This window comes from Variovorax sp. PAMC 28711 (genome assembly GCF_001577265.1).
In the GTDB taxonomy this organism is placed as follows: domain Bacteria; phylum Pseudomonadota; class Gammaproteobacteria; order Burkholderiales; family Burkholderiaceae_C; genus Variovorax.
In genome coordinates this window covers 670,070-690,525 of the sequence record NZ_CP014517.1, presented here as the reverse complement: position 1 = coordinate 690,525, position 20,456 = coordinate 670,070, and the positions used below count along the sequence as shown (strand labels likewise).

Below are 20,456 nucleotides of genomic sequence, written 5' to 3'. Positions count from 1 at the left end.
GTCAAAGGTCCAATGCGCTGAACACGATCGAGAAGAGCGCATCCGCCACGATCACCAGGAAGATCGACTGCACGACGCTGCGTGTCGTTTGCCGCCCCACGCTGTCCGCGCCGCCCTTGGTGCGAAAGCCCTGGTAGCAACCGACGACCGCGATGATGGCGGCGAAGACCGGTGCCTTGCCGATGCCGGTGAGCGCGGTGGACGTGACGACCGCCTTGACGAAGCGGTCGAGGAAGTCGACGAAGCCGACGTCGAGCTGCTGCCGCGCCATGACCATGCCGCCGAAGACGCCCAGCACGTCGGCGAACACCGTGAGCAAGGGCAGCGCGATCATCAACGCGATCACCTTCGGCAGCACCAGCATTTCCTGTGGGTCGATGCCGAGCGTCTGCATCGCATCGATCTCCTCGGTGACCGCCATCGTGCCGATCTGCGCCGCATAGGCCGAGCCCGAACGGCCGGCCACGATGATCGCGGTGATCAGCGGCGCGAACTCGCGCAGCATCGAGATGCCCACCAGATCGGCCACGAAGATGTTGGCGCCGTACTGCCGCAACTGGCTCGAGCCCTGGTAGGCCACGACCACGCCGAGCAGGAAGGCCAGCAGGCCGACGATCGGCAACGCATCGAATCCGGCCGTGCGGATGTTGAAGAATACCGGCCGCCAGCGCCAGCGCGAGGGGTGCGCGATGCAGTGCGCAATCGAGACCGCGATCTCGCCGACGAAGCCCACCATGCCGTGCGCTTCGCGCAGCGCCGAGACGGCGCCTCGGCCGACCGACCCAAGCGCACCCGGCGCCGGCGGCGCCACGACGGCGGGTCGCGCCGTTTCCTCCGTGAACTGGCGCGTCACCAGGTCCATCAGGGCGACGAACCGTTGCGGCAAGCCGCAGAGGCTGGCGTCGCCGCCGGACTGGCGGGCCCGCTGCAGCAGCCGCTGGATGACCCAGGCGCCGGCGGTGTCGAGCGCGGCAACACCGCTCGCGTCGACGACGAGCGCCACGCCGCCCGTGGCCGGCAGTGCATCGAGACGGCGTTCGATGTCGCACATGTCAAGCGCGGTCCACCGGCCGGTCAGCACGAGCGACTGCGGCGAAGTCTGCGAGAACGCCGCAGGATGGGCCGCTGCGGCCTGGCCCGGAGCGGGCGTGTTCCGCGGCGCGACGGCGCTTGCCACGTCAGAGAAAGGGCGACGGTGCGCTCTGCCGGCGCGCGGTCCGCACGACGACGCCGCCGGGCAGGGCGCGTGTGTTGCGCTTTGCGGCCGCGCGTCCCTGGGGCGTGACGCGCATGACGATGGCATGGCCGACATAGCAGTGGCCGCCGCGCTCCGGCGTGGCCAGCGGGATGTCGGCTTCCACCAGCCCCCATCGGCACAGCAGTCGCAGCTTGTCGATGTCTGCCTGCTGGACGATCTCTTCAGGAAGCTGCGCCGTGCACAGTCGCTGGAGGAGTTGGTAAGCCATCAGGTGGCCTCCTCGGCCAGGGCGGGTCGCTGAGCGCGCGCAGACGCCGCTGGCTGCAAGTCTTCGTCTGCGGGGTGAGCGATCGTGAACTGGCCGGGCGACCTGATCGGATCGCAATCGACCCGGATCGTGTCCTTCGGCCCGAAGCTGACCGGGTCGAGCTTGCCCAGGCGCGCGCGCTCGGTCAGGTCCATGCAGTATTTCTCGAGCGATTCGCGCTGGCCTTCGGCATCGGCGCTGTTCACGCCCTGCCCGCCGCGCACCGCGTCGATGGCGGATTCGAGCGACTTGCGCGTCATGCCGTTGGCACGCGCGAGGTTGCCGACATCAGCTTTGGAGTCCGACAACGCCAGCAGGAAGAGCTCGCCGGCGATGAACTGGTCGTTGCGCTTGAGGGCTTCTTTTTCTGTGGCCTGCAGCAGCTTGGCGAGTTCGGGGCCGACCTGGACCTGGTCGTTGCCTTGCACTTGCGCCAGCCTCTTGATGGCGGCCTCGGCCGCCTGGGTCAGGCCTGCCACATTGATCAGGCCTGCCACATTGATCAGGCCTGCCACATTGATCAGGCCTGCCACATTGACGCCGGCGCGCCCGAGCAGCGCACGCGGGCCTTCGTCCTGGCGCAGCATCGCGGCCAGCAGGTGGGCCGGCTCGATGTAGGCGTTGTCGTTGCCCAGCGCGAGCGTTTGGGCGTCGCTGAGCGCTTCCTGGAACTTGGTGGTGAGTTTGTCTTGGCGCATGGGTTGACTTTCGGACCGCAGGAGGGGCTGACCAACGCCGACGTCGGTTGGGGCGTCGGGGTGCGGTAACAAGCCCACGACGTCACTGTTGCGTCGAAAGCGTGCTGCGTCTGTGCGGCAGCGCACGTCGCGTGCATGTCATTCAGCGTGCGCTAACGCACGGACCCGAGCGCCGGTGGCGCGCACGATCGACGCCATGCACAGTTCACAAGGATTTCCATGTCACTCTTTCAGGCCATCGTGTGGCTCGACCACCATCACGCAGAGATCCTGCAGTTCGATGCGAGCCAGGTGCTGGCGCAGCAGGTCAAGTCGCATATCCACTACACGCGCCACCACGACAGCAAGACGCACAGCGAGCACGCGTTTTTTTCCGAGATCTGTGAGGCGCTCGCCGGCGTCGACCTGCTGCTGGTAGCCGGCTCGGCTCCAGCGCAGGCCGACTTCCGCCGCTATGTTGACAAGTTCCAGCCGTTGGTGGCGGCGCGCGTCGTCCGTTGGCAAACGCTCGACCATCCGAGCGTGAGCGAGCTGATCGCGCTGGCGCGCCGCTATTTCATGGCACATTTGGAAGTCCCGGCAGGACATTTGGAATGAGCCGCGCGCTCCGCGGCAATGCCCTGATCGCAGCGCTGCTCGGCATCGCCTTGTGGGGGTCTGCATCGCCCGCCGCGCTCGCCCAGGTCGCAGGGTCCACTGTGTTGGGCATCACGACGGCCGAAAGCAGCCGTGCGGCGATTGGCTGGAGCGCCAGGGAAAGCATTCTTGGCAGGGACGTCTACAACGAAGCCGGCGAGAAGCTTGGCAAGGTCGAGGATCTGATCGTCGACCGCGTGCGCAACGTCTCGTTCCTGATCGTGGGCGTCGGCGGTGTCGCCGGCATGGGGCGTCATGCGGTCGCGATTCCAGCGGCGCAGATGCAGGTGGTCGGCAACAGGATGGTGCTGTCGGGCGTGACCCACCAGATGATGGCCGGCCTGCCGCCATTCATCTACGCACCGATCACGCGGTCCCACAGCTCGATCGTCGACAGGGCGGAGCGTGACATCGACAAGGCCCGGCAGGAGATCGCGCAGTTGCAGTCTCTGGCCCGCCCGAAGGCCGATCTCGAACAGGCGGTGGACGACGTTCAAGAAAAGATCGATGCGATGAATGCTGCCGAAGACGGCAGCTGGAAAGCAGCCGAGCGCGAGGTGCGGGTCGCTGACACCCGCTTGCGCAAGGTCATGAAGACTCCGTCGCGTTGACACACGCCAAGGTCGCCTCCGAACCCACAACCCTCAAAGATTCCGAATGAAAAAGATCATCTTTCCGCTTGCGCTCGTTCTGGCGCCATGGATCGCTCCCTCCGCGCTGGCGCAGGGTCAGGGAGAGGCGGATGCCGCCGGTGCCAAGTCACCTCCAGCGCAGGTGACCAGTCCGATGGAGCGACGTGATGCGAGGGCTGCGCGGCGACGCACGGGCGTCGGCGCTGCACGGGGAGCGCAACCCGGCGAGGGCGCGGGCGAGCCTGAGCGCGGTGCGCCTTCCCCGCCGCGGTTTTCGGCCGCCGAACGCAAGGCGGCGGCACTGCAGCGCAGCCAAGCCAACAGTGCCGCCAACAAGGCGGGCGGCTTCTCGCGCGGCGGCAATGGCGATGCGCCGGAAAAGCAGAAGCGCTGAGCACTGCATGGCATCCAAGATGTCCAATCCGCCCAAAAAGCGCCGCGTGAATCCGCAGAAGCTCGCGAGAAGGAAAGGCTACGCCGCACAGCGTCTGCGTGGTCGCCGTGCTGCGCAGATTGCAGTCGACCGGTGGGACAACGAGGGCGGCGCGGGACCGGGCGGACGACCTCAGGCTGCGGATGTTCCTTGATGCAATGTCCCCGCAGTCGACTGCGGGGTCATTGCTCTCCTGTGGGTGCAGCGATCAACCCGTCGCGGTGCCGACCGACTTCTTCAGCCGCGCCAGGGCGGCACTGACGTCGCCCTCGAATTCCTTCCAATGGCCCGCGCCGGCGCGGTTCATCTCGGCCAGCTTGTCTTCCGCTTCGCGCAACTCGACGCGCATCGCGGCGTTCTGCTGGTCGAGCTTTTGCTTCACGTCCCCTGCGGCGGCCGACGCCTTCTTGTCGAGCGTCGCCATGTCGCGCTTGGCCGAGGCGATGTCGCGGTGGGCATCGGCCACGAAGCGATCGCGCCCGGCGTTGCCGTTGGCGTAGTGGAAGGGCGCCAAGGCCTTGAGTGCGTCTTTGGTGGCGCCCGGCATGACGAGCTTGCCGTCCTGCTCACGCACCTGCGCGATCGGCACCGCTACGTCGTGTTGCGCGATGCCCAGAAAGCCGCCGGCGCCGATGATGACGTAAGAGACACTGCGCTCGGGGTCGACGATCAGATCCTGCACCTTGCCGATCTTGGCGCCCGCATCGTTGTAGATCGTCTTGCCTAAAACGCTCTTCTTGACGCTCCATCCGAGCGCGAGCCGTTCGGTCTCGGTGACGCTGACGCCGACCGTGGTCGTGGAGCCCGCGATTTGGGCCGTGGCGACTGTCGCCGTGGCCAGGACGCCCGCGATGGCGAGTGTGGCGAACAGAATGGTTTTCTTCATGATGGTCTTTCTTGGGTTGGAAGGTCTTCGCAACCTGTTTTAGCGACGAAGCATCAGCCGGTCTGTGCGTTAGCGAACGCCTTGCGACCACCGGCCTTGCGCGTGACTGCCTTTCCTCATGCAATTGCGCCCGCACTGTCCGTGCGGCAGCACACATAGCGATGCATGTTTTTTCACGCCTGAGCGGCAACCGCGTCAAACTGAACACAACGCCATTTTTTGATGGACTCCCGTTCGATGCGCCCCTATAAGTTCGAAAGCGAACTAAGCCAATGTTCCGTTGTAAATGAGGTTTCTCCATCGGTCGGCAGCAGTGGATCGACCGTCTGCCTAACCAAGGAATTCATGCCCAATTCGATCGACCCCAAGCAGAACCATCTACTCTCCTCGCTGCCCGCGGCAGAGTGGTCGCGCTGGCGCGACCAGCTCGAAATGGTTTCGTTACCGCTCGGCAAGGTCCTGCACGAGTCGGGGAGTGTGCAAAGCCACGTGTACTTTCCCACCACGTCGATCGTGTCACTGCTCTACATGATGGAGAACGGCGCCTCGGCTGAGATTGCGGTGGTCGGCAACGAGGGCGTGGTCGGCATCTCGCTCTTCATGGGGGGTGAGTCGACCACCAGTCGTGCCGTGGTGCAGAGCGCTGGCCGTGCATTCCGCCTCGCCGCAGAGGTGATGAAGGAGGAGTTCAAACGCGCCCCGGTCCTTCATCTGCTGCTGCGCTACACGCAAGCCCTGATCACGCAGATGGCGCAGACGGCTGTGTGCAATCGCCACCACTCGCTCGACCAGCAGCTGTGCCGCTGGCTGCTGCTCAGCCTGGACCGGCTGCAGGGCAACGAACTGGTCATGACCCAGGAACTGATCGCCAACATGCTCGGTGTGCGGCGCGAGGGGGTGACCGAGAGTGCGCTCAAGCTGCAGAAAGCCGGCTTGATCCAGTACGCCCGGGGGCACATCACGGTGCTCGATCGTCCCGGCATCGAGGAGCGCAGCTGCGAGTGCTATGCGGTGGTCAAGAAAGAGTACGACCGCTTGCTGCCGAACCGGACTGCCAAGTGAGCGCGAAGGCGCAGCTCAAGTGATGAGCCGGTTGTTGAACGCGTAGTAGGTCAGGTCGCTGTTGGTCGACAGGCTCAGTTTTTCCAGCAGACGCGTGCGGTAGGTGCTGACCGTCTTGACCGAGAGCGCCAGCCCGGTCGCAATGGCGCCCGTTGTTTCGCCCCTGGCGAGCTTGTAGAACACCTGGTATTCGCGGTCGGACAACTGGTCATGCGCGGGGCTGGCCTGGCGACGGCCCATCTGATTGGCCAGAAGTTGTCCCACAGCCGATGAAAAATATCGGCGCCCGAGCGCCAGGGTGCGAATGGCGTCGACGAGGTCGCGCGGGCCGCAGCTCTTCTCTAGGTAGCCGCATGCGCCCTGGCGCAGCGATTCGATGGCGTAGTGTGCGGCGGGATGGGTTGTGAACACCAGCAGGCGGACGTTCGGGGCGATTGCATGGATCGCCGCCACGGCATGGACAGCGGTTGGGCCTGCCGCTGGCAGTTCAAGCACGAGCACATCGAGCTCCCTTGTGTTCTTGACGAGCGCCTCGGCTTCGGCGCTCGAACGGGCCTCGCCCGCCATACGTAGGTCGACGTGCTCCGAAACAAGCTGACGGAAACCTGCGCGAACCACGGGGTGTGGGTCCAGGATGGCGATGTCGATCATGTGCGCTTTCGTGAAAGCCGACCGCGAAGACGGGGCTGGCCCTCACTGTCCGCGGATCCTGGCGCGCGGTCTGTGCGCTGTCGAACCCAGGCTCGAGGCCACGCGTGCGGGACTTTCAGGCGATCATGAGTCGGCCTATCTCCTTCTTGACCACGCCGTAGCATTCGCACGTGCGGTCTGCGAGACCGGCGCGGCTCAACACCGAAATGTGGCCGCGACGGTAGCGGATATGGCCCGCAGCCTGCAGCCTTCCAGCGGCTTCGGTGATGCCCTCGCGCCGCACGCCCAGCATGTGGCCGATCAGCTCCTGCGTCATCGTCAGCTCGCCCGAAGGGATGCGGTCGAGCGTCAGCAAGAGCCAGCGACACAGTTGCTGTTCGATGGAATGGAAGCGGTTGCATGCGGCCGTCTGCGTGGTCTGGGCGATCAACGCCTGTGTGTAGCGAAGCAACAGGGCCTGCAGGGCGCCTGCGCGGTTGAACTCGCGTTGAAGCACGTCGCTGCCGAGCCGGAAAGCCTGCCCGGCTGTCTGCACCGCCGCGAAGCCCGGGATGTTGCCTCCGCCCAAGAAGAGCGGAATGCCCACCACCCCTTCGTGACCGACGCCTGCGGTTTCCGACGAGGCACCTGAACTCGTCACGTAATGCAGCGAAACGATGGCCGTACCCGGAAAATAGGCGTGTCCGAGCGGCATCCCCGGCTCGTAGATTGACTCGCCCAGGCGCAGCGCCACGGGCTCCAGGTAGGCAGAGATGGCGGCAAAGTCCGCCGGAGGCAAGGCGGCCAGCAGAAGGTTCTGCCGCGGGTCGTGAAACGTGACCACGCTAGCCACTCACGATCGGGCTGCGGCCGTCTTCGGCGAACTCCACGCCGACGCCGCGATAGCCGACGAAGCGGCACGACGCGTTGAAGATGGGCTCTCCGCTCACGCGAAAGTGCTGGCGCACCCCATCGAGACCGACGCGCGAGAACACGAAGTCCAGAAACGGCTGCCGGTTGGCGATCAGTGCTCGCAACGCCGCCCTCTGCGCTTCGTCCCAGCCCGTGGAGGCCATGAACAGTGCCGCGCCGGGCGGCGTTTCCACCGCCACGCCGTGCATGTCCATGGTGGGCCCGGGCATGTCGAGCAGCCGCCCCTGGTCGTCCTCCTCCCAGTGCCAGTCGGAGGCCAGCTGGGTGAGCCGCCGGTAGCGCGCCTCGCTCTCCTGCAGTGCTGCCGTGCGCTCGCGCACGGTCTGTTCGAGCACCTCGTTGTAGCGCGCCAGTTCCTTGTAGAGGAGCCGCACCTCGAGCATGTTGTGGATGCGCGTCCGGACTTCGAGCAGGTCGAAAGGCTTGCTGATGAAATCCCTCGCCCCGGCCTGCAGTGCGCGCAGCTTGTGCGCGGGCTGTGCTGTGAGCACGATCACCGGCAGGTAGCCGTCGCTCGCCACGGTGCCGAGACGCTCCATGACCTCGAAGCCATCCATGCCCGGCATCTGGAGGTCCAGCAGGATCAGGTCGAATGGGCTGTCGTGGTGCAGAGGCTCTACGTCCCGCGGCGAGAGCGTGGCCACGACGTTCGTGTAGCCGGCCTCGGCCAGCACCCGCTCGAGCAGTTGCACGTTGGCAGGCTCGTCGTCGACGATCAGGATGCGTGCGTTGAGCACGTCCGGCGGGTTCAGCATGGGGTGTCTCCTTGGGTGACCGCTGTGTCGGTGCGTGTGCGCGCCGACGTCAGTGCCGAATCCAGCGTCTCCATGAATTCGTCGACCTTGATCGGTTTGGTGAGGTAGCGGAAGAAACCCGCTTCGAGTCCTTTTTCGATGTCGCGCGCCATCGCGTTCGCGCTGAGCGCGATCACCGGCATGCGGGCGGTGCGCGTGTCGCCGGCCAGCGCACGCAGCGCATCGAGGCCGCTCATGCCCGGCAGGTTGATGTCCATCAGGATCACCTGCGGCCGGTGGCGGCGTGCCATCTCGACGCCGCGTTCCCCGTCCTTCGCGCTCAAGAGCTGGATGTCGGGGCGGCGCGCGATCAGCTTCTCGATCAGCAGCAGGTTGGCCGGGTTGTCTTCGACGCAGAGCAGGGTCTGTCGCGGTGGCGCCGGGTCGGCGGGTGCGGACGGCGGCGGTCCCAATCGTGCGAACCCCGAATCGAGTTCCGGCGCGCTGGCCGCTGCAGTTCGATCCAGAAGGTGGTGCCCACGCCGACCGTGCTCGCCACGCCGATGGTGCCGCCCATCAGCTCGATCAGGCGCTTGCTCACCACCAGGCCAATGCCGGTGCCTTCCTCCGGGCCGGCTTCCTGGCCGAGCCGGTTGAAGGGCTCGAAGAGCTGGGCCAGCTTGTCTTGCGACAGTCCCTCGCCGGTGTCCTTGAACGTCACGCGCACGCGGCCTGCACCGGTGTCGTGGCAATCCACCATGACCGCGCCGCCGGGCCGGTTGTACTTGATCGCGTTCGACAGCAGGTTGACGAAGACCTGCTTGACCCGGGTTCGATCGGCCTTGACGAAATGCGGTGCATCGAACGCTGGAAACACCAGCGTGATGCTCCCCTTTCGGGCTTGCGGTTCGATCATGGCCTGGCAGTCGTTCAACACGTCCGCCAGCGCCATCGACTCGGGCGACAGCGAGAGCTTGCCGGACTCGATCAGCGACAGGTCGAGGATCTCGTTGATCAGCGCAAGGAGGTACCAGCCGGCCAGCAGCACCTGGTCAATGCTCTCTTTCTGCGACGGCGTCGGGGCGGGCGTGCCGGAATCCAGCAGTTGCGCGAAACCGAGGATCGCATTGAGCGGCGAGCGCAGCTCGTGGCTCATGCTCGACAGGAAGTCTGATTTCGCTTGATTGGCTTTCTCGGCTGCCTGCATCGCGGCAGCGAGATGCTCGTTGAGCGTCTGCCGGGCGGCTTCGGCCTCCTTGCGGTCGGTCACATCGGTGCGGATCGAGATGTAGTTCTTCGTTTTACCGGCATCGTCGAGAAAGGGCGCGATCACGCTGTCGACCCAGTAGAGCGAGCCATCCTTCGCGCGATTGCAGATCTCTCCGCGCCAGGGCCGGCCGGCGGTGATGCTGCGCCACATGTCGATCCAGAAGGCCTCTTTCTGGACACCCGAGTTGACGATCCCGTGCGTCTGGCCCAGCAGTTCGGCGCGGCTGTAGCCGGAGATGCGGCAGAAGCCGTCGTTGACCTCGATGATGCGCCCGGACCGGTCGGTGACCGACACGATCGAGTGCAGGTGGATGGTCTGCAGCAGGGCATCGTGCTCGCGCTTGGCCGCCTCGGCCTGCTTGCGCGCACTGTTGTCGGTGGCGATGAGCAGATAGCCGATGACCGCGTCGGCCGGGTCGCGCAGCGCCGTGACCGAGACCACGACGGGCAATCGACTGCCATCCTTGCGGATGCAGGTCAGTTCGTAGATGTCTTCAATGCCACGACAGGACTTGAACACCAACGCCTCGAAGCCGGGTGCGATCGGCGTCGCGAGCTCCTCACTCAGCGCGCGGGCTCGCGCGACGAGCTCGGCGGGGTCTGAGATGTCGGCCGGAGTGATGCGGTTGATCACCTCGGCCGCGGAGTAGCCGAGCATGCGCTGGGCGCCCACGTTGAAGATCTGGATCACACCGTCTGCATCGGTGGCGATCTTGGAAAACATCTCGCTGTTGAAAATCGCATCCTGCAGGGCTGCGGCCTGGCGCAGGACGTCGGACGGGAGTTTGGGTGGCATTGGAGTTCCTGACGTGCACGAGGGTGACAGGCTGACCGCGTCGCGTCCGTGCGCTGGGATACATAGAGCCGAAGCACCACAAGGAGCACGCTGTGTGCGCTGGGAGACAGTCGAGTACGGGCTGGCCTGAGAGGCTGGGGTCTCCTCCGCAAAATGTCTGGCGTCTTGCCGGGCTGCATCCGTGAAGCCGATCGTCCGACGTTCTCTTGTCCATCCCCTGCCGGGTCTGCTCGTCCTCGCTCTTTGGTGCGCCCTCAGCGAGCCGGCCGTCGCGCAGCCGTCCTCGCTGGCAACCGCCTTCCGCGAACAGGTTCTGCAGCAGCTTCAAGTGCCACCCGAAGAAGTGGCGCGCTACGCCGCGCTCGCACTGGAAGCTTTTCGGCAAGCTGGTGTGGTGTTGACGGTGTCGCAGTACGTGGCGGTGGTCGACCGCAGCCGCAGGTGCAAGCCATCCTGGTCTACTGGTTTCCGGTAGGCGAGACCGCATCGCTCATCGGCGCATCCCCCGTCTCGACGGGCCGGGTCGGCCAGTACGACCACTTCGAGACGCCGCTGGGCGTGTTCGACCATGCGACCGCCAATCCGGACTTCAGAGCCGAAGGCACGGTGAACGCCTTCGGCTTTCGTGGCTATGGCGCGAAGGGGATGCGCGTTTATGACCTGGGTTGGCAGCAGGCCACGCGCGGCTGGGGCAAGGGTGGCGAGAGCGCGATGCGCCTGCAGATGCACGCGACGGACCCGGTGCTTGCGGAGTCGAAGCTGGGCAGCGTGCAATCGAAAGGCTGCATCCGCATTCCCGCGACGCTCAACTGGCTGCTCGATCATTTCGGCGTGCTCGATGCCGACTACGCGGGCGCCACGAGCGACGGGAATCCGCGATGGGTGCTGCAGGACGATCGTCAGCCGGTCCCCGACGCCGGACGCTACCTGGTGGTGGTCGACAGCCTGCGCGAGGCGCGCGCCGTCTGGTCGCCTGCGCCACCGTGACGGCACTATGTGTGCTGGCAGACAGTCGGCGTTGCGAAATGGCCCCAAGGTAGGTTTCCCCAAGGAGACCCGCTTGCCCAATGACCAGAACCATTTGATCCACATGCTCCCACGCCAGGAGCGCGTGAGACTGCTTTCCATCTGCAAGCCGATCGAGCTCGTGCTCGGCGACGTGCTCTGCCGGCCAGGCGAAACACTTCGACATGTGCATTTCCCGGTGGACAGCTTCATTTCGCTCGTGACCAACACCGACGACCACCCGGGCCTGGAGGTCGGCATGATCGGGCGAGAAGGCATGCTGGGCGCACACCTGGCGCTCGGCGTGGCGCGCGCGCCGCTGCAGGCGCTGGTGCAGGGGGCCGGCACTGCGTGGCGGGCCGATGTGGCGGCCTTTCGGCGCGTGTGGCCGCAAAGCCCCTCGCTCCAGCGCGTGATGGGGCGGTATGTCTATGTCCTGATGACACAGCTCGCTTCGTCGGCCGCGTGCCTGCGCTACCACCTCATCGCGCCGCGTCTCGCGCGCTGGCTGCTCATGAGCCAGGATCGCGCGCACGCCGACGAATTCCGCGTGACCCAGGAGTTCCTCGCGTACATGCTGGGCGTGCGGCGCGTGGGCGTCACTGCCGCGGCCGGCGCATTGCAGAACGCCGGCCTGATCGGCTACACGCGCGGTCACATGGCGATCCTCGACCGCAGTGGGCTGGAGAAGGCCGCCTGCAGTTGCTATGGCGCCGACGCGGCGGTCTACGCCCAGCAACTGGGCTGAAAAATCATGCGCTGGAAGAACACAAGTGCGAAGTACGGCAGCGCCGTCATCGGCCTGCACTGGCTCACTTTGCTGCTCGTCGTCGCGGTGTACGGGTGCATGGAACTGCGCGGCTGGGTGCCCAAGGCCAGTGCCTGGCGCGGCACGCTGAAGTCGCTGCACTTCTCGCTCGGGCTCTCGGTCCTGGTGTTGGTGTGCGTTCGGCTCGCCGTGCGATGGGCCGCCGGTGCGTCGCCTCCGATTGCCCCGCCGCTGTCGGTCTGGCAACAGCGGCTGGCGCGCCTCGGGCACGTCGTGCTTTATGCGTTCCTGCTCGTGATGCCGGTCCTCGGCTGGTTCATCCTCAGTGCGAAAGGCACGCCGATCCTGTGGTTCGGCGCGAGCCTGCCGGCCCTGATGGCGCCCGACGATGCACTGGGCGAACAGGTCAAGTCGCTGCATGAAGGCCTCGCGACCGTGGGCTACTTTCTGGTGGGACTTCACGCGTTGGCCGCTTTGGCGCACCACTACCTGCGGCATGACAACACGCTGGTGCGCATGCTTGCCTATCGGAGGCGGCAGGGAGAAGGGGGCAAGTCATGACATCCGCACGCAGCCGCGCTCACATGGAGCGCCACCGTACCGACCGGATCGGCTGGTTGCGTGCCGCCGTTCTGGGCGCGAATGACGGCATCGTGTCGACGGCCAGTCTCGTCGCCGGTGTAGCAGCGGCACATGCGAGTCACGGAAGCATTCTCACGACCGCGATCGCGGGTCTGGTTGCAGGGGCGATGTCGATGGCCGCGGGAGAGTATGTGTCGGTTCACTCTCAGGCGGACACCGAGACCGCCGATCTGGAACGGGAGCGCGTCGAACTGCGGACCGATCCGGCGGCCGAGCACCGCGAACTGGCGGCCATCTATGTTCGTCGCGGCCTGGACGCCAGCTTGGCCAGGGAAGTGGCTCAGCAGTTGATGGCACACGACGCGCTTGGCGCCCACGCGCACGACGAACTCGGCATCTCGACGGTTCTCAGTGCACGGCCGGTTCAGGCGGCGCTGGCTTCCGCAGGCAGCTTTGCGGCAGGCGCATTGCTGCCGCTTCTGGTCGTCTTGCTGGCGCCCGGAGAATGGTTGCTGCCCTGGTTGTGTGCCAGCACGCTGGTATTTTTGGCCGGCCTTGGCGCGCTGGCCGCGCGTGCCGGCGGCGCCGGCATGTGGACCGGGGCCCTGCGCGTGACGTTCTGGGGCGCGTTGGCGTTGGGGATCACCTGGGGTGTCGGCTCGCTCTTCGGCGCCGCGGTCTGAGCGCGTAGCCGCAGTTTCAGTCGCGAGGGATCGGGTCGCCCCGCGCCCGGCATGTTCCTCCGCCACGATGGGCTCGGACCGGCAACGCTGCGTTTCCTTCGCATTCACTGTTCGCCAGCGCACAGACCCTGCGCCTGCGGGGTCCTAGCCTCAAGGCCATGAACACCCACACCACATCTCGGCCCGCCTCGAATGCCGTTGGCCGGGTCAGGACCTTCGCATGAAGCCTAAGACCGGCGAACTGCGCTCTGCGCTGGCAGGCGGGGAGGCGGACCTGGCCGCAGCGGCGTTCGGCCAGAGCCGGGCGCAGGCCGATGTGGTCCCCACGGTCCGCGAGGCGTCGCGTCTGCTGGCACGGCTGTTCGAGGGCTTTGCGGGCGGCGGGGCGATCCGGCTGTGGGACGGCACGCTGGTGCCGCTGGGCAACACGCGCAATGCCACGCCCGCGTACACGCTGGTTTTTCGCAACCCGCAGGTCATCGGCGCGATGGTGCTCGGGCGCGACCGGCTGCGCCTGCCCGAAGCCTTTTTCCGCGGCGACATCGACATCGAAGGCGACTTCTTCAAGGCGCTGGCGCTCAAGGACCATTTGCAGGCCATTCGCCTGTCGTGGCCCGAGCGGCTGCGCGTGCTGGCGCCGGCGATGCGGCTGGCCTGGGCCGGGCGGACTGCAGGCCCGCGTTCCGCCGTCGGCACGCCGTTGCACGCGGACCGCGTGACGGCGCATTCGAAGTCGGAGAACCGCGTGGCGGTGCAGTTCCACTACGACCTCTCCAACGCGTTCTATGCGCTGTGGCTCGGTCGCGCGATGGTCTATTCGTGCGCGTACTTCGCGTCGCCGGAGCAGGGGCTCGACGAGGCCCAGACGGCAAAGCTCGACCATATCTGCCGCAAGCTGCGGCTCAAGCCACAGGACCGCCTGCTCGACATCGGCTGCGGCTGGGGCGCCTTGCTGCTGCATGCCGCGAAGCACTACGGCGTCGAGGCGCACGGCGTGACGCTGAGCCGCAAGCAGCTCGCGGTGGCGCAGCAGCGGATCGCCGCCGCGGGTCTGGCGCATCGTGTGACGGTCGATCTGCGCGACTACCGCGACCTCGAAGGCGCGGCGCCCTACGACAAGATCGCCAGCGTCGGCATGTTCGAACACGTCGGCCTGCGCAACCTGCCGGGCTACTTCAACACCGTGCATCGTCTGCTCAAGCCGGGCGGCGTCTTCCTCAACCACGGCATCACCCACGACGTGGAAGGCTGGAAGAAGACGCTGTCGACCGAGTTCATCAACCGCTACATCTTTCCGGACGGACAGCTCGACACGGTGAGCAACGTGCAGCGCGTGATGGAGGCGAGCGGCTTCGAGATCGCCGACGTCGAGTCGCTGCGCAGCCACTACGCGCTGACGCTGCGTCACTGGGTGCGACGCCTCGAGGCGCACCACGCGTAGGCGCTGCAGTTCGTCAACGAGGCGACGTACCGCGTCTGGCGCCTGTACATGGCGGCCTGCGCGCTCGAGTTCGAATCCGGCGAGATCGGCGTGTACCAGTTGCTCGCCACGCGGCGCGACGGCGGCCTGAACCCGCTGCCGCTGACACGCGCGCATCTCTACGCCACCCGCGTCGACAAGGAGAATCCATGACCTACGCAACCCTCATGGTCCATCTTCAGCCCGGCCGCTCGAACGTGGCGGTGCTCGCATGGGCCCGCCGGCTCGCGAGTAGTTTCAATGCTGCCGTCGTCGGCATCGCAGCGACGCAACCCATGCCGATGGCCGTCGGCGACGGCCTGATGGCGGCCGACCTCTACGAACTGAGCCGCGACGAGATGACCGGCGAGGTCGGCCAGGCGGAAGCCGAGTTCCGGCGCGCACTGGCACCGACGGTGACGAACCTGGCCTGGCGGTCGGCGTCGCTGATGACCTCGTTGCCCGACTACATGGCGCGCGAGATGCGCTGTGCCGATCTGCTGCTGACCTGCGCCGACGCCAGCGACTACTTTGACAACATGCGCCGCGTCGACACCACCGACCTGATCATGCGCGCCGGCCGGCCGGTGCTGCTCGTGCCGGCGCTGGCCGAGACGCCGCGCATGGACCGCATGATGATCGGCTGGAAGGACACGCGCGAGACGCGCCGTGCCGTGGTCGACGCGCTGCCGCTGCTGCGCATGGCGGCGCACGTGACGCTCGCCGAAGTGCGCGGCGAAGCCACGCGCGCCGAGGGCGACAGCCGCCTGGCGGACGTCGCTGTCTGGCTGGCCCGGCACGGCGTCGATGCCGAGTGCGTGTCCTCGCCACCGGGGGGCGACGATGCGACCGTCCTGTTCGCCCTGGGCCAGGACCGGGGCATCGACATCACCGTCGCCGGCGCCTACGGCCACAGCCGCCTGCGCGAATGGGCGCTGGGCGGCGTCACGCGCGACCTGCTCGTGAGCGGCCAGCGCTGCTCGCTCGTCTCGCACTAGCGCGGCCGCACACGCCGTTGGACGCCACGCGACTCGTCCTGCTCATGCTGCTGGCGGTCGTCGGCAGCAGGCTGATCGCGCGCGTGGTCCCACTGCCCGTGCCGCTGATCCAGATCGCACTGGGTAGCGCGCTGTTCTATTCGGGCCTCACGTCCGTGCCGCTCGAGCCACAGGTGTTCTTCCTGCTTCTGCTGCCGCCGCTGCTGTTCCTCGATGGCTGGCGCATCCCCAAGGACGACCTGCGTCGCGAAGCGCCCACCATCGTCACGCTCGCCCTGGGACTGGTGGTCTTCACGGTGCTGGCATCGGGCTGCTGATCCACTGGGCCATCCCGGCGATGCCGCTGGCCGTCGCGTTCGCGCTGGCGGCGGTGATCTCGCCGACCGATCCGATCGCGGTGTCCGCCATTGCGGGGCAGACGCCGCTGCCGCTGCGCATGCGCCGCATCCTCGAAGGCGAAGCCCTGTTCAACGACGCGTCGGGCTCGTGTGCATGCGCTTTGCCGTGGTCGCCGCGCTGACCGGATCGTTCGCCCTGTCGCAGGCGCTGTTGAGTTTTCTATGGGTCGCATCGGGCGGGCTGGGTGTCGGCTTCACGGTGACCTGGCTGGTGACCAAGGTTCGCACGTCGTCGGCACCGGTCGGCGACGACGGTGGCGCGCAGATCCTGGCGAGCGTGCTGATCCCGTTCGGCGTCTACCTGCTGGCCGAGGCGATGGAGTGCTCGGGCATCCTCGCTGCCGTCGCCGCCGGCATCACGATGGGCCACAGCCCGCACGCGCACTGGCAGGCGATCACGCGCATCCGCCGCACCGCCGTGTGGTACACGCTGCAGCTGGTGGCGAACGGCAGCGTGTTCGTGCTGCTCGGGGAGCAGATTCCTTCCATCGTGGCGGGGGCCGGCGAGACGGTGCGGCTCACCGGGCACCAGAATCCGTGGTGGCTCGGCGTGTACGTGCTTGGCATCGTCGTGGCCCTCGCGGGCCTGCGCTTCGCGTGGGTCTGGACTTCGATGATGGTCACCTTCTTCGGCATGCAGTCGCTCACGCCCATCTCGCACGGCCAGCGCTGGCGCGTGGTGGCCGCCATGTCGCTCGCAGGGGTGCGCGGGGCGGTCACGCTCGCGGGCGTGATGACGCTGCCGCTGCTGCTGGGCGATGGCGCTCCGTTTCCGGCGCGCGACCTGGCGATCGCGCTGGCGGCGGGGGTCATCCTGATGTCGCTCGTCGCCGCGACGGTGCTGCTGCCGCGCGCGCTCCGGGGTGTGGCGTTGCCCGAGGCTTCGCACGTCGTCGAGGAGGACCGGGCCCGGGCGGGTGCGGCCGAAGCCGCCATCGTGGCGCTCGAACGCGCGCAGGCAGCTCGCCTGGCACTGGTGTCGGGCGATGCCGGCAGCGCCGCCGACCCGTACGCCGCAACGACCGCCCGTCTGATCGCCATGTACCGCCAGCGGATCGATCCCGACCCCGCCGAAGGCGCCACCGCTGCGCGCCGCCACGCGGCGGACGCCGTCGATCGTCAGTTGCGGCTGCTCGGGCTGCGCGCGGAGCGCGAACAGGTCCTGCAGCGCGGTCGCGACCGCCGGATCACGGAAGCGGCGCAGGGTCGGATGGTGCGCGAGATCGACCTGCAGGAAGCGCGCTACCTCTGATCGGAGTCCGACCGGTGCGTTACCGCACAGACCCGCGGGCCGTCCGCCGCGCAAGCTGATGTTTTTGCAACCAGGACGAAACGCTATGACCAAGACCGACAGCCAGATCCAGCACGACGTGCTCGCCGAACTCGCGTGGGAGCCCTCGGTCGATGCCGCGGCGATCGGCGTCGAGGTGCACGAGGGCATCGTGACGCTCGCCGGCCACGTGGAGAGCTTTAATGCCAAGTGGGAGGCCGAGCGCGCGGCCCAGCGCGTGAGCGGCGTCAAGGCGCTGGCCATCGAGATCGACGTCAAGCTGCCCGACAGCAACACGCGCACCGATGCCGACATCGCGCGCTCGGCCGAGAACGTGATCGAGTGGATGACCTACCTGCCCAAGGACGCGGTCAAGGTGCTCGTCGAGAACGGATGGATCACCCTGAGCGGCCAGGTCGACTGGGCGTTCCAGAAGGAGGGCGCAGAGTCGGGCGTGCGCTCGCTCATGGGCGTGACGGGCGTGAGCGACCAGATCGTGCTCAAGGCCAAGGTGGCGATGAGCGCCGTGAAGGACGACATCGAGACCGCGCTGCAGCGCCGCGCCCATGCGGCGGCGCGCGACATCACGGTGGCGATCGATGGGTCGGACGTGACGCTCGCGGGCACGGTGCACAGCTGGTCGGAGCGCTCACTGGCGCGCCGCACCGCCTGGAGCACGCCGGGCGTGCAGCGCGTGATCGACCACATGGTCGTGACCGATTGAGGCGCCCGCCATGACCGACGTTCAAACCGAAGGCTGGGTGCGCATCATCCGCGGCGGCGACCGGGTGCTCATTCGCCCGCTGCATTCGCAGGACGCCGAAATGGAGCGTCGCTTCATCGAAGCGTTGTCGCCGGTCGCACGACGTTTCCGCTTTCTCGAAACGATGAAGACGCCGAGCGAAGCGCTGCTCAAGCAGCTGACGGTGCTCGACCCCGCGACCGATGCGGCCTTCGTGGCGGTGACGGTGACCGGCTCGCGCGAAGCGCCGATTGGCGTGGGCCGCTTCAGCGCCGACCGGGGCGGCAAGGACTGCGAGTTCGCGGTCACCGTGGCCGACGCGTGGCAGCAGAAGGGCCTCGGCACGCTGCTGATGGAGCACCTGATCGCGACCGCCCGCCAGCGCGGCCTGCGCAACATGTACTCCAGCGACGCATGGGACAACGAACTGATGCGCCGGTTCGCCGCGCACATGGGCCTGCGCCACGAGCCCGACCCGGACGACGCCACCCAGGTGCGCTACAGCCTCGACTTGAAGCCGCTGCCGCCGGCCGTGAACACACTCGCAGGGCCAGGGGCGGCGCGCTGACTCTTCACTGCGGCGTGCGCGTGGGCGCAGGCACCGCGCCGTGAACCGGCAATGCATTCAGCGGAATGCGCAGGTAGGAGACCCCGTTCTCGTCGGTCGGCGGGAGGTGACCGGCGCGCACGTTGACCTGGATGGACGGCAGGATCAGCGTGGGCACATCGAGCGTGGCGTCGCGTGCCTGCCGCATCGCCACGAATTCGTCTTCGCCGATGCCGTCGTGTGCATGGACGTTGTGTGCGCGCTGCTCGGCGACGGTGCTTTCCCAGTGCGCCGCACGCGAGGCCGGCGGATAGTCGTGGCACACGTACATGCGGGTCTCGGGCGGCAGGGCGAGCAGCCGCCGCATCGAGCCGTACAGCTGATGGGCATCGCCGCCGGGGAAGTCGGCGCGTGCACTGCCGACGTCCGGCATGAAGAGGGTGTCGCCGACGAACACGGCGTCCTCGATGAGGTAGGCCATGTCGGCCGGTGTGTGGCCGGGCACCAGCAAGGCGCGGGCCTCGATGCTGCCGATCATGAAGGTCTCGCCGTCCTTGAACAGGTGATCGAACTGGCTGCCATCGGGCAGGAAGCTGCGCTCCAGGTTGTAGAGCTTCTTGAAGGTGGCCTGCACGACACGGATGTTCTCGCCGATGGCGATCTTGCCGCCGAGGCGCTCCTGCAGGTAGCGCGCGCCCGAGAGGTGATCCGCGTGGGCGTGGGTCTCGAGGATCCAGTCGACCTGCAGCGCGTGGCGCTCCACGCAGGCGATGACCTTGTCCGACGACGCGCTCGCGGTGTGGCCCGACTTGAAGTCGTAGTCGAGCACGGGGTCGATGACGGCGGCGCGCAGGGTCGCAGGGTCCCACACGAGGTAGGTGACGGTCCAGGTCCCGGGGTCGAAGAAGGCCTGGGTGATGGCGCGGTGGTTCATGGCGGGTTCTCGCTTTCGTGATTTTTAATCTATTGAAAAATAATATATCTATGAATATAATGAAGCAACTTCTTTAACACTTCGATCGACTCATGAAAGCAGCCTCGCCTCCGGCGCTCGACCCCGAAACACTTCGTCTTGCAGCCGACAAGGCGGTCGGCGCGCTCAAGCTGCTCGCCAACGTGGAACGCATGTTGTTGCTGTGCCAGCTTTCGCAAGGCGAGATGTGCGTGAGCGAACTCGAGGTGCAGCTCGGCATCCGGCAGCCGACCCTCTCCCAGCAACTGGGCGTGCTGCGCAACGAAGGCGTGGTCAACACCCGCCGCGAAGGCAAGAACATCTTCTACAGCGTGGTCGATCCCGACCTGCTCGAGATCCTCGCGGTGCTCTACCGTCTCTACTGTCCCAAGGAAAAATGATGACGATTGCATGGAATGCATTCACCCCCTGGTCGGCCCTGTCGGGCGGGGTGCTCATCGGCCTCGCTGCGGCGATGTTCGTGTTGCTCAACGGACGGATCGCCGGCATCAGCGGCGTCCTCGGCGGGCTGTTCAGACCGGTCGGCGGCGACGTGGCCTGGCGGGCGGCCTTCGTGATCGGCCTGGTCGGCGCGCCCGTGGTCTACGGCCTGTTCGCCGTGTTGCCGACCCCTCGGATCGATGCGCAGTTCGGCGCGCTGGTGGCCGCAGGGCTGCTGGTAGGCGTCGGCACCCGCTACGGCGCGGGCTGCACCAGCGGCCACGGTGTGTGCGGATTGGCGCGCCTGTCGCCGCGCTCCATGGTCGCCACGGTGACCTTCATGGCGGCCGGCTTCGTCACGGTGTTCGTGACGCGTCACCTGTTCGGTCTCTGAGG

General features: G+C 67.0%; 26 protein-coding genes and 3 pseudogenes. 19 read left to right on the top strand and 10 right to left on the bottom strand.

Annotation, left to right across the window (positions count from 1 at the left end):
- Position 1: 1 nt before the first annotated feature.
- The 3 genes and pseudogenes from AX767_RS03595 to AX767_RS03585 form a co-directional block, all read right to left on the bottom strand.
- Positions 2 to 1,177 (bottom strand): ABC transporter permease, encoded by a 1,176-nt coding sequence (locus tag AX767_RS03595; protein WP_237288541.1) that lies wholly within the window; start codon positions 1,175 to 1,177, stop codon positions 2 to 4.
- A gap of 1 nt (position 1,178) precedes the next feature.
- On the bottom strand, positions 1,179 to 1,466 hold the full coding sequence (locus AX767_RS21800) for a hypothetical protein (RefSeq protein WP_068628704.1): 288 nt from the start codon (positions 1,464 to 1,466) through the stop codon (positions 1,179 to 1,181).
- Between the two features lie 122 nt (positions 1,467 to 1,588).
- Positions 1,589 to 2,203, bottom strand: a pseudogene (locus AX767_RS03585) (Clp protease N-terminal domain-containing protein); the annotation flags it as partial.
- Between the two features lie 219 nt (positions 2,204 to 2,422).
- Between AX767_RS03585 and AX767_RS03580 the strand changes: the two are divergent.
- Genes AX767_RS03580 through AX767_RS21235 form a run of 4 tightly spaced genes read left to right on the top strand, consistent with a single transcriptional unit; the run spans position 2,423 to position 4,058 of the window.
- Positions 2,423 to 2,800 carry a hypothetical protein gene (locus AX767_RS03580; RefSeq protein WP_068628701.1) on the top strand — a complete coding sequence of 126 codons (378 nt, stop codon included), beginning with the start codon at positions 2,423 to 2,425 and terminating at the stop codon, positions 2,798 to 2,800.
- The gene (locus AX767_RS03575) at positions 2,797 to 3,450 is read left to right on the top strand and encodes a PRC-barrel domain-containing protein (protein ID WP_068628699.1); all 654 of its coding nucleotides are present in this window, start codon (positions 2,797 to 2,799) and stop codon (positions 3,448 to 3,450) included. Before AX767_RS03580 ends, AX767_RS03575 begins: the two co-directional genes overlap by 4 nt.
- 46 nt (positions 3,451 to 3,496) lie before the next feature.
- A complete protein-coding gene (locus tag AX767_RS03570; protein WP_068628697.1) occupies positions 3,497 to 3,865 on the top strand; it encodes a hypothetical protein in 369 nt (122 codons plus the stop codon).
- 7 nt (positions 3,866 to 3,872) lie between these two features.
- Positions 3,873 to 4,058 carry a hypothetical protein gene (locus AX767_RS21235; protein ID WP_156480948.1) on the top strand — a complete coding sequence of 62 codons (186 nt, stop codon included), beginning with the start codon at positions 3,873 to 3,875 and terminating at the stop codon, positions 4,056 to 4,058.
- Positions 4,059 to 4,397: 339 nt separating this feature from the next.
- Here AX767_RS21235 and AX767_RS22230 read toward each other — a convergent pair.
- Positions 4,398 to 4,790, bottom strand: a pseudogene (locus AX767_RS22230) (PRC-barrel domain-containing protein); the annotation flags it as partial.
- A gap of 345 nt (positions 4,791 to 5,135) precedes the next feature.
- Here AX767_RS22230 and AX767_RS03560 point away from each other — a divergent pair.
- Positions 5,136 to 5,852 (top strand): Crp/Fnr family transcriptional regulator, encoded by a 717-nt coding sequence (locus AX767_RS03560; protein ID WP_068628692.1) that lies wholly within the window; start codon positions 5,136 to 5,138, stop codon positions 5,850 to 5,852.
- Positions 5,853 to 5,867: 15 nt separating this feature from the next.
- Here AX767_RS03560 and AX767_RS03555 read toward each other — a convergent pair whose 3' ends face one another.
- The 5 genes from AX767_RS03555 to AX767_RS03535 form a co-directional block, all read right to left on the bottom strand.
- Positions 5,868 to 6,503: a LuxR C-terminal-related transcriptional regulator gene (locus tag AX767_RS03555; protein WP_068628690.1), complete on the bottom strand. Its 636-nt coding sequence runs from the start codon at positions 6,501 to 6,503 to the stop codon at positions 5,868 to 5,870.
- Positions 6,504 to 6,618: 115 nt separating this feature from the next.
- Entirely contained in the window at positions 6,619 to 7,326 is a 708-nt protein-coding gene (locus tag AX767_RS03550; RefSeq protein ID WP_068628689.1) for a Crp/Fnr family transcriptional regulator, read from the bottom strand.
- 1 nt (position 7,327) lies between these two features.
- On the bottom strand, positions 7,328 to 8,170 hold the full coding sequence (locus tag AX767_RS03545; protein WP_068628687.1) for a response regulator: 843 nt from the start codon (positions 8,168 to 8,170) through the stop codon (positions 7,328 to 7,330).
- Entirely contained in the window at positions 8,164 to 8,622 is a 459-nt protein-coding gene (locus AX767_RS22225; RefSeq protein ID WP_068628685.1) for a response regulator, read from the bottom strand. The genes AX767_RS03545 and AX767_RS22225 overlap by 7 nt, the downstream gene beginning before the upstream one ends.
- The gene (locus AX767_RS03535; RefSeq protein WP_068628683.1) at positions 8,532 to 10,214 is read right to left on the bottom strand and encodes a PAS domain-containing sensor histidine kinase; all 1,683 of its coding nucleotides are present in this window, start codon (positions 10,212 to 10,214) and stop codon (positions 8,532 to 8,534) included. The genes AX767_RS22225 and AX767_RS03535 overlap by 91 nt, the downstream gene beginning before the upstream one ends.
- A gap of 181 nt (positions 10,215 to 10,395) precedes the next feature.
- Here AX767_RS03535 and AX767_RS21795 point away from each other — a divergent pair, with 181 nt between their 5' ends.
- The 12 genes and pseudogenes from AX767_RS21795 to AX767_RS03490 all read left to right on the top strand — a co-directional run bounded on the left by AX767_RS21795 (position 10,396) and on the right by AX767_RS03490 (position 18,688).
- Positions 10,396 to 10,689, top strand: a complete 294-nt coding sequence (locus AX767_RS21795) for a hypothetical protein (RefSeq protein ID WP_237288540.1) — start codon at positions 10,396 to 10,398, stop codon at positions 10,687 to 10,689.
- Complete coding sequence (locus tag AX767_RS03530) at positions 10,656 to 11,201, top strand: L,D-transpeptidase (protein WP_237288539.1); 546 nt, start codon at positions 10,656 to 10,658, stop codon at positions 11,199 to 11,201. The genes AX767_RS21795 and AX767_RS03530 overlap by 34 nt, the downstream gene beginning before the upstream one ends.
- 124 nt (positions 11,202 to 11,325) lie before the next feature.
- Complete coding sequence (locus AX767_RS03525) at positions 11,326 to 11,967, top strand: Crp/Fnr family transcriptional regulator (RefSeq protein WP_335338837.1); 642 nt, start codon at positions 11,326 to 11,328, stop codon at positions 11,965 to 11,967.
- A gap of 6 nt (positions 11,968 to 11,973) precedes the next feature.
- The gene (locus tag AX767_RS03520; protein WP_068628681.1) at positions 11,974 to 12,549 is read left to right on the top strand and encodes a cytochrome b; all 576 of its coding nucleotides are present in this window, start codon (positions 11,974 to 11,976) and stop codon (positions 12,547 to 12,549) included.
- Positions 12,546 to 13,253, top strand: coding sequence for a VIT1/CCC1 transporter family protein (locus AX767_RS03515; RefSeq protein ID WP_068628679.1), 708 nt, complete (start codon positions 12,546 to 12,548; stop codon positions 13,251 to 13,253). The genes AX767_RS03520 and AX767_RS03515 overlap by 4 nt, the downstream gene beginning before the upstream one ends.
- Positions 13,254 to 13,473: 220 nt before the next feature.
- Positions 13,474 to 14,694 carry an SAM-dependent methyltransferase gene (locus AX767_RS03510; RefSeq protein ID WP_237288538.1) on the top strand — a complete coding sequence of 407 codons (1,221 nt, stop codon included), beginning with the start codon at positions 13,474 to 13,476 and terminating at the stop codon, positions 14,692 to 14,694.
- A 48-nt stretch (positions 14,695 to 14,742) separates the two neighbouring features.
- Positions 14,743 to 14,886 (top strand): hypothetical protein, encoded by a 144-nt coding sequence (locus tag AX767_RS21790; RefSeq protein ID WP_237288537.1) that lies wholly within the window; start codon positions 14,743 to 14,745, stop codon positions 14,884 to 14,886.
- Positions 14,883 to 15,710, top strand: a complete 828-nt coding sequence (locus AX767_RS03505) for a universal stress protein (RefSeq protein WP_068628677.1) — start codon at positions 14,883 to 14,885, stop codon at positions 15,708 to 15,710. Before AX767_RS21790 ends, AX767_RS03505 begins: the two co-directional genes overlap by 4 nt.
- A pseudogene (locus AX767_RS22220) lies at positions 15,641 to 16,230 on the top strand (cation:proton antiporter domain-containing protein). The gene AX767_RS03505 and the pseudogene AX767_RS22220 overlap by 70 nt, the downstream one beginning before the upstream one ends.
- Positions 16,203 to 17,360 (top strand): cation:proton antiporter, encoded by a 1,158-nt coding sequence (locus AX767_RS03500; RefSeq protein WP_335338844.1) that lies wholly within the window; start codon positions 16,203 to 16,205, stop codon positions 17,358 to 17,360. The pseudogene AX767_RS22220 and the gene AX767_RS03500 overlap by 28 nt, the downstream one beginning before the upstream one ends.
- An 85-nt stretch (positions 17,361 to 17,445) precedes the next feature.
- Positions 17,446 to 18,102, top strand: a complete 657-nt coding sequence (locus tag AX767_RS03495) for a BON domain-containing protein (protein ID WP_068628675.1) — start codon at positions 17,446 to 17,448, stop codon at positions 18,100 to 18,102.
- Positions 18,103 to 18,112: 10 nt separating this feature from the next.
- Positions 18,113 to 18,688, top strand: coding sequence for a GNAT family N-acetyltransferase (locus AX767_RS03490; RefSeq protein WP_068628673.1), 576 nt, complete (start codon positions 18,113 to 18,115; stop codon positions 18,686 to 18,688).
- Between the two features lie 4 nt (positions 18,689 to 18,692).
- Here the strand turns inward: AX767_RS03490 and AX767_RS03485 are convergent, their stop codons facing one another.
- Positions 18,693 to 19,601, bottom strand: a complete 909-nt coding sequence (locus AX767_RS03485; RefSeq protein ID WP_068628671.1) for an MBL fold metallo-hydrolase — start codon at positions 19,599 to 19,601, stop codon at positions 18,693 to 18,695.
- A gap of 92 nt (positions 19,602 to 19,693) precedes the next feature.
- On the opposite strand from AX767_RS03485, the gene AX767_RS03480 reads away from it, so the two are divergent.
- Together AX767_RS03480 and AX767_RS03475 are read left to right on the top strand one after the other, a co-directional pair.
- A complete protein-coding gene (locus AX767_RS03480; protein WP_068628668.1) occupies positions 19,694 to 20,020 on the top strand; it encodes an ArsR/SmtB family transcription factor in 327 nt (108 codons plus the stop codon).
- Positions 20,020 to 20,454, top strand: coding sequence for a YeeE/YedE family protein (locus AX767_RS03475; RefSeq protein WP_068628666.1), 435 nt, complete (start codon positions 20,020 to 20,022; stop codon positions 20,452 to 20,454). The genes AX767_RS03480 and AX767_RS03475 overlap by 1 nt, the downstream gene beginning before the upstream one ends.
- The last annotated feature ends 2 nt before the right edge of the window (positions 20,455 to 20,456 follow it).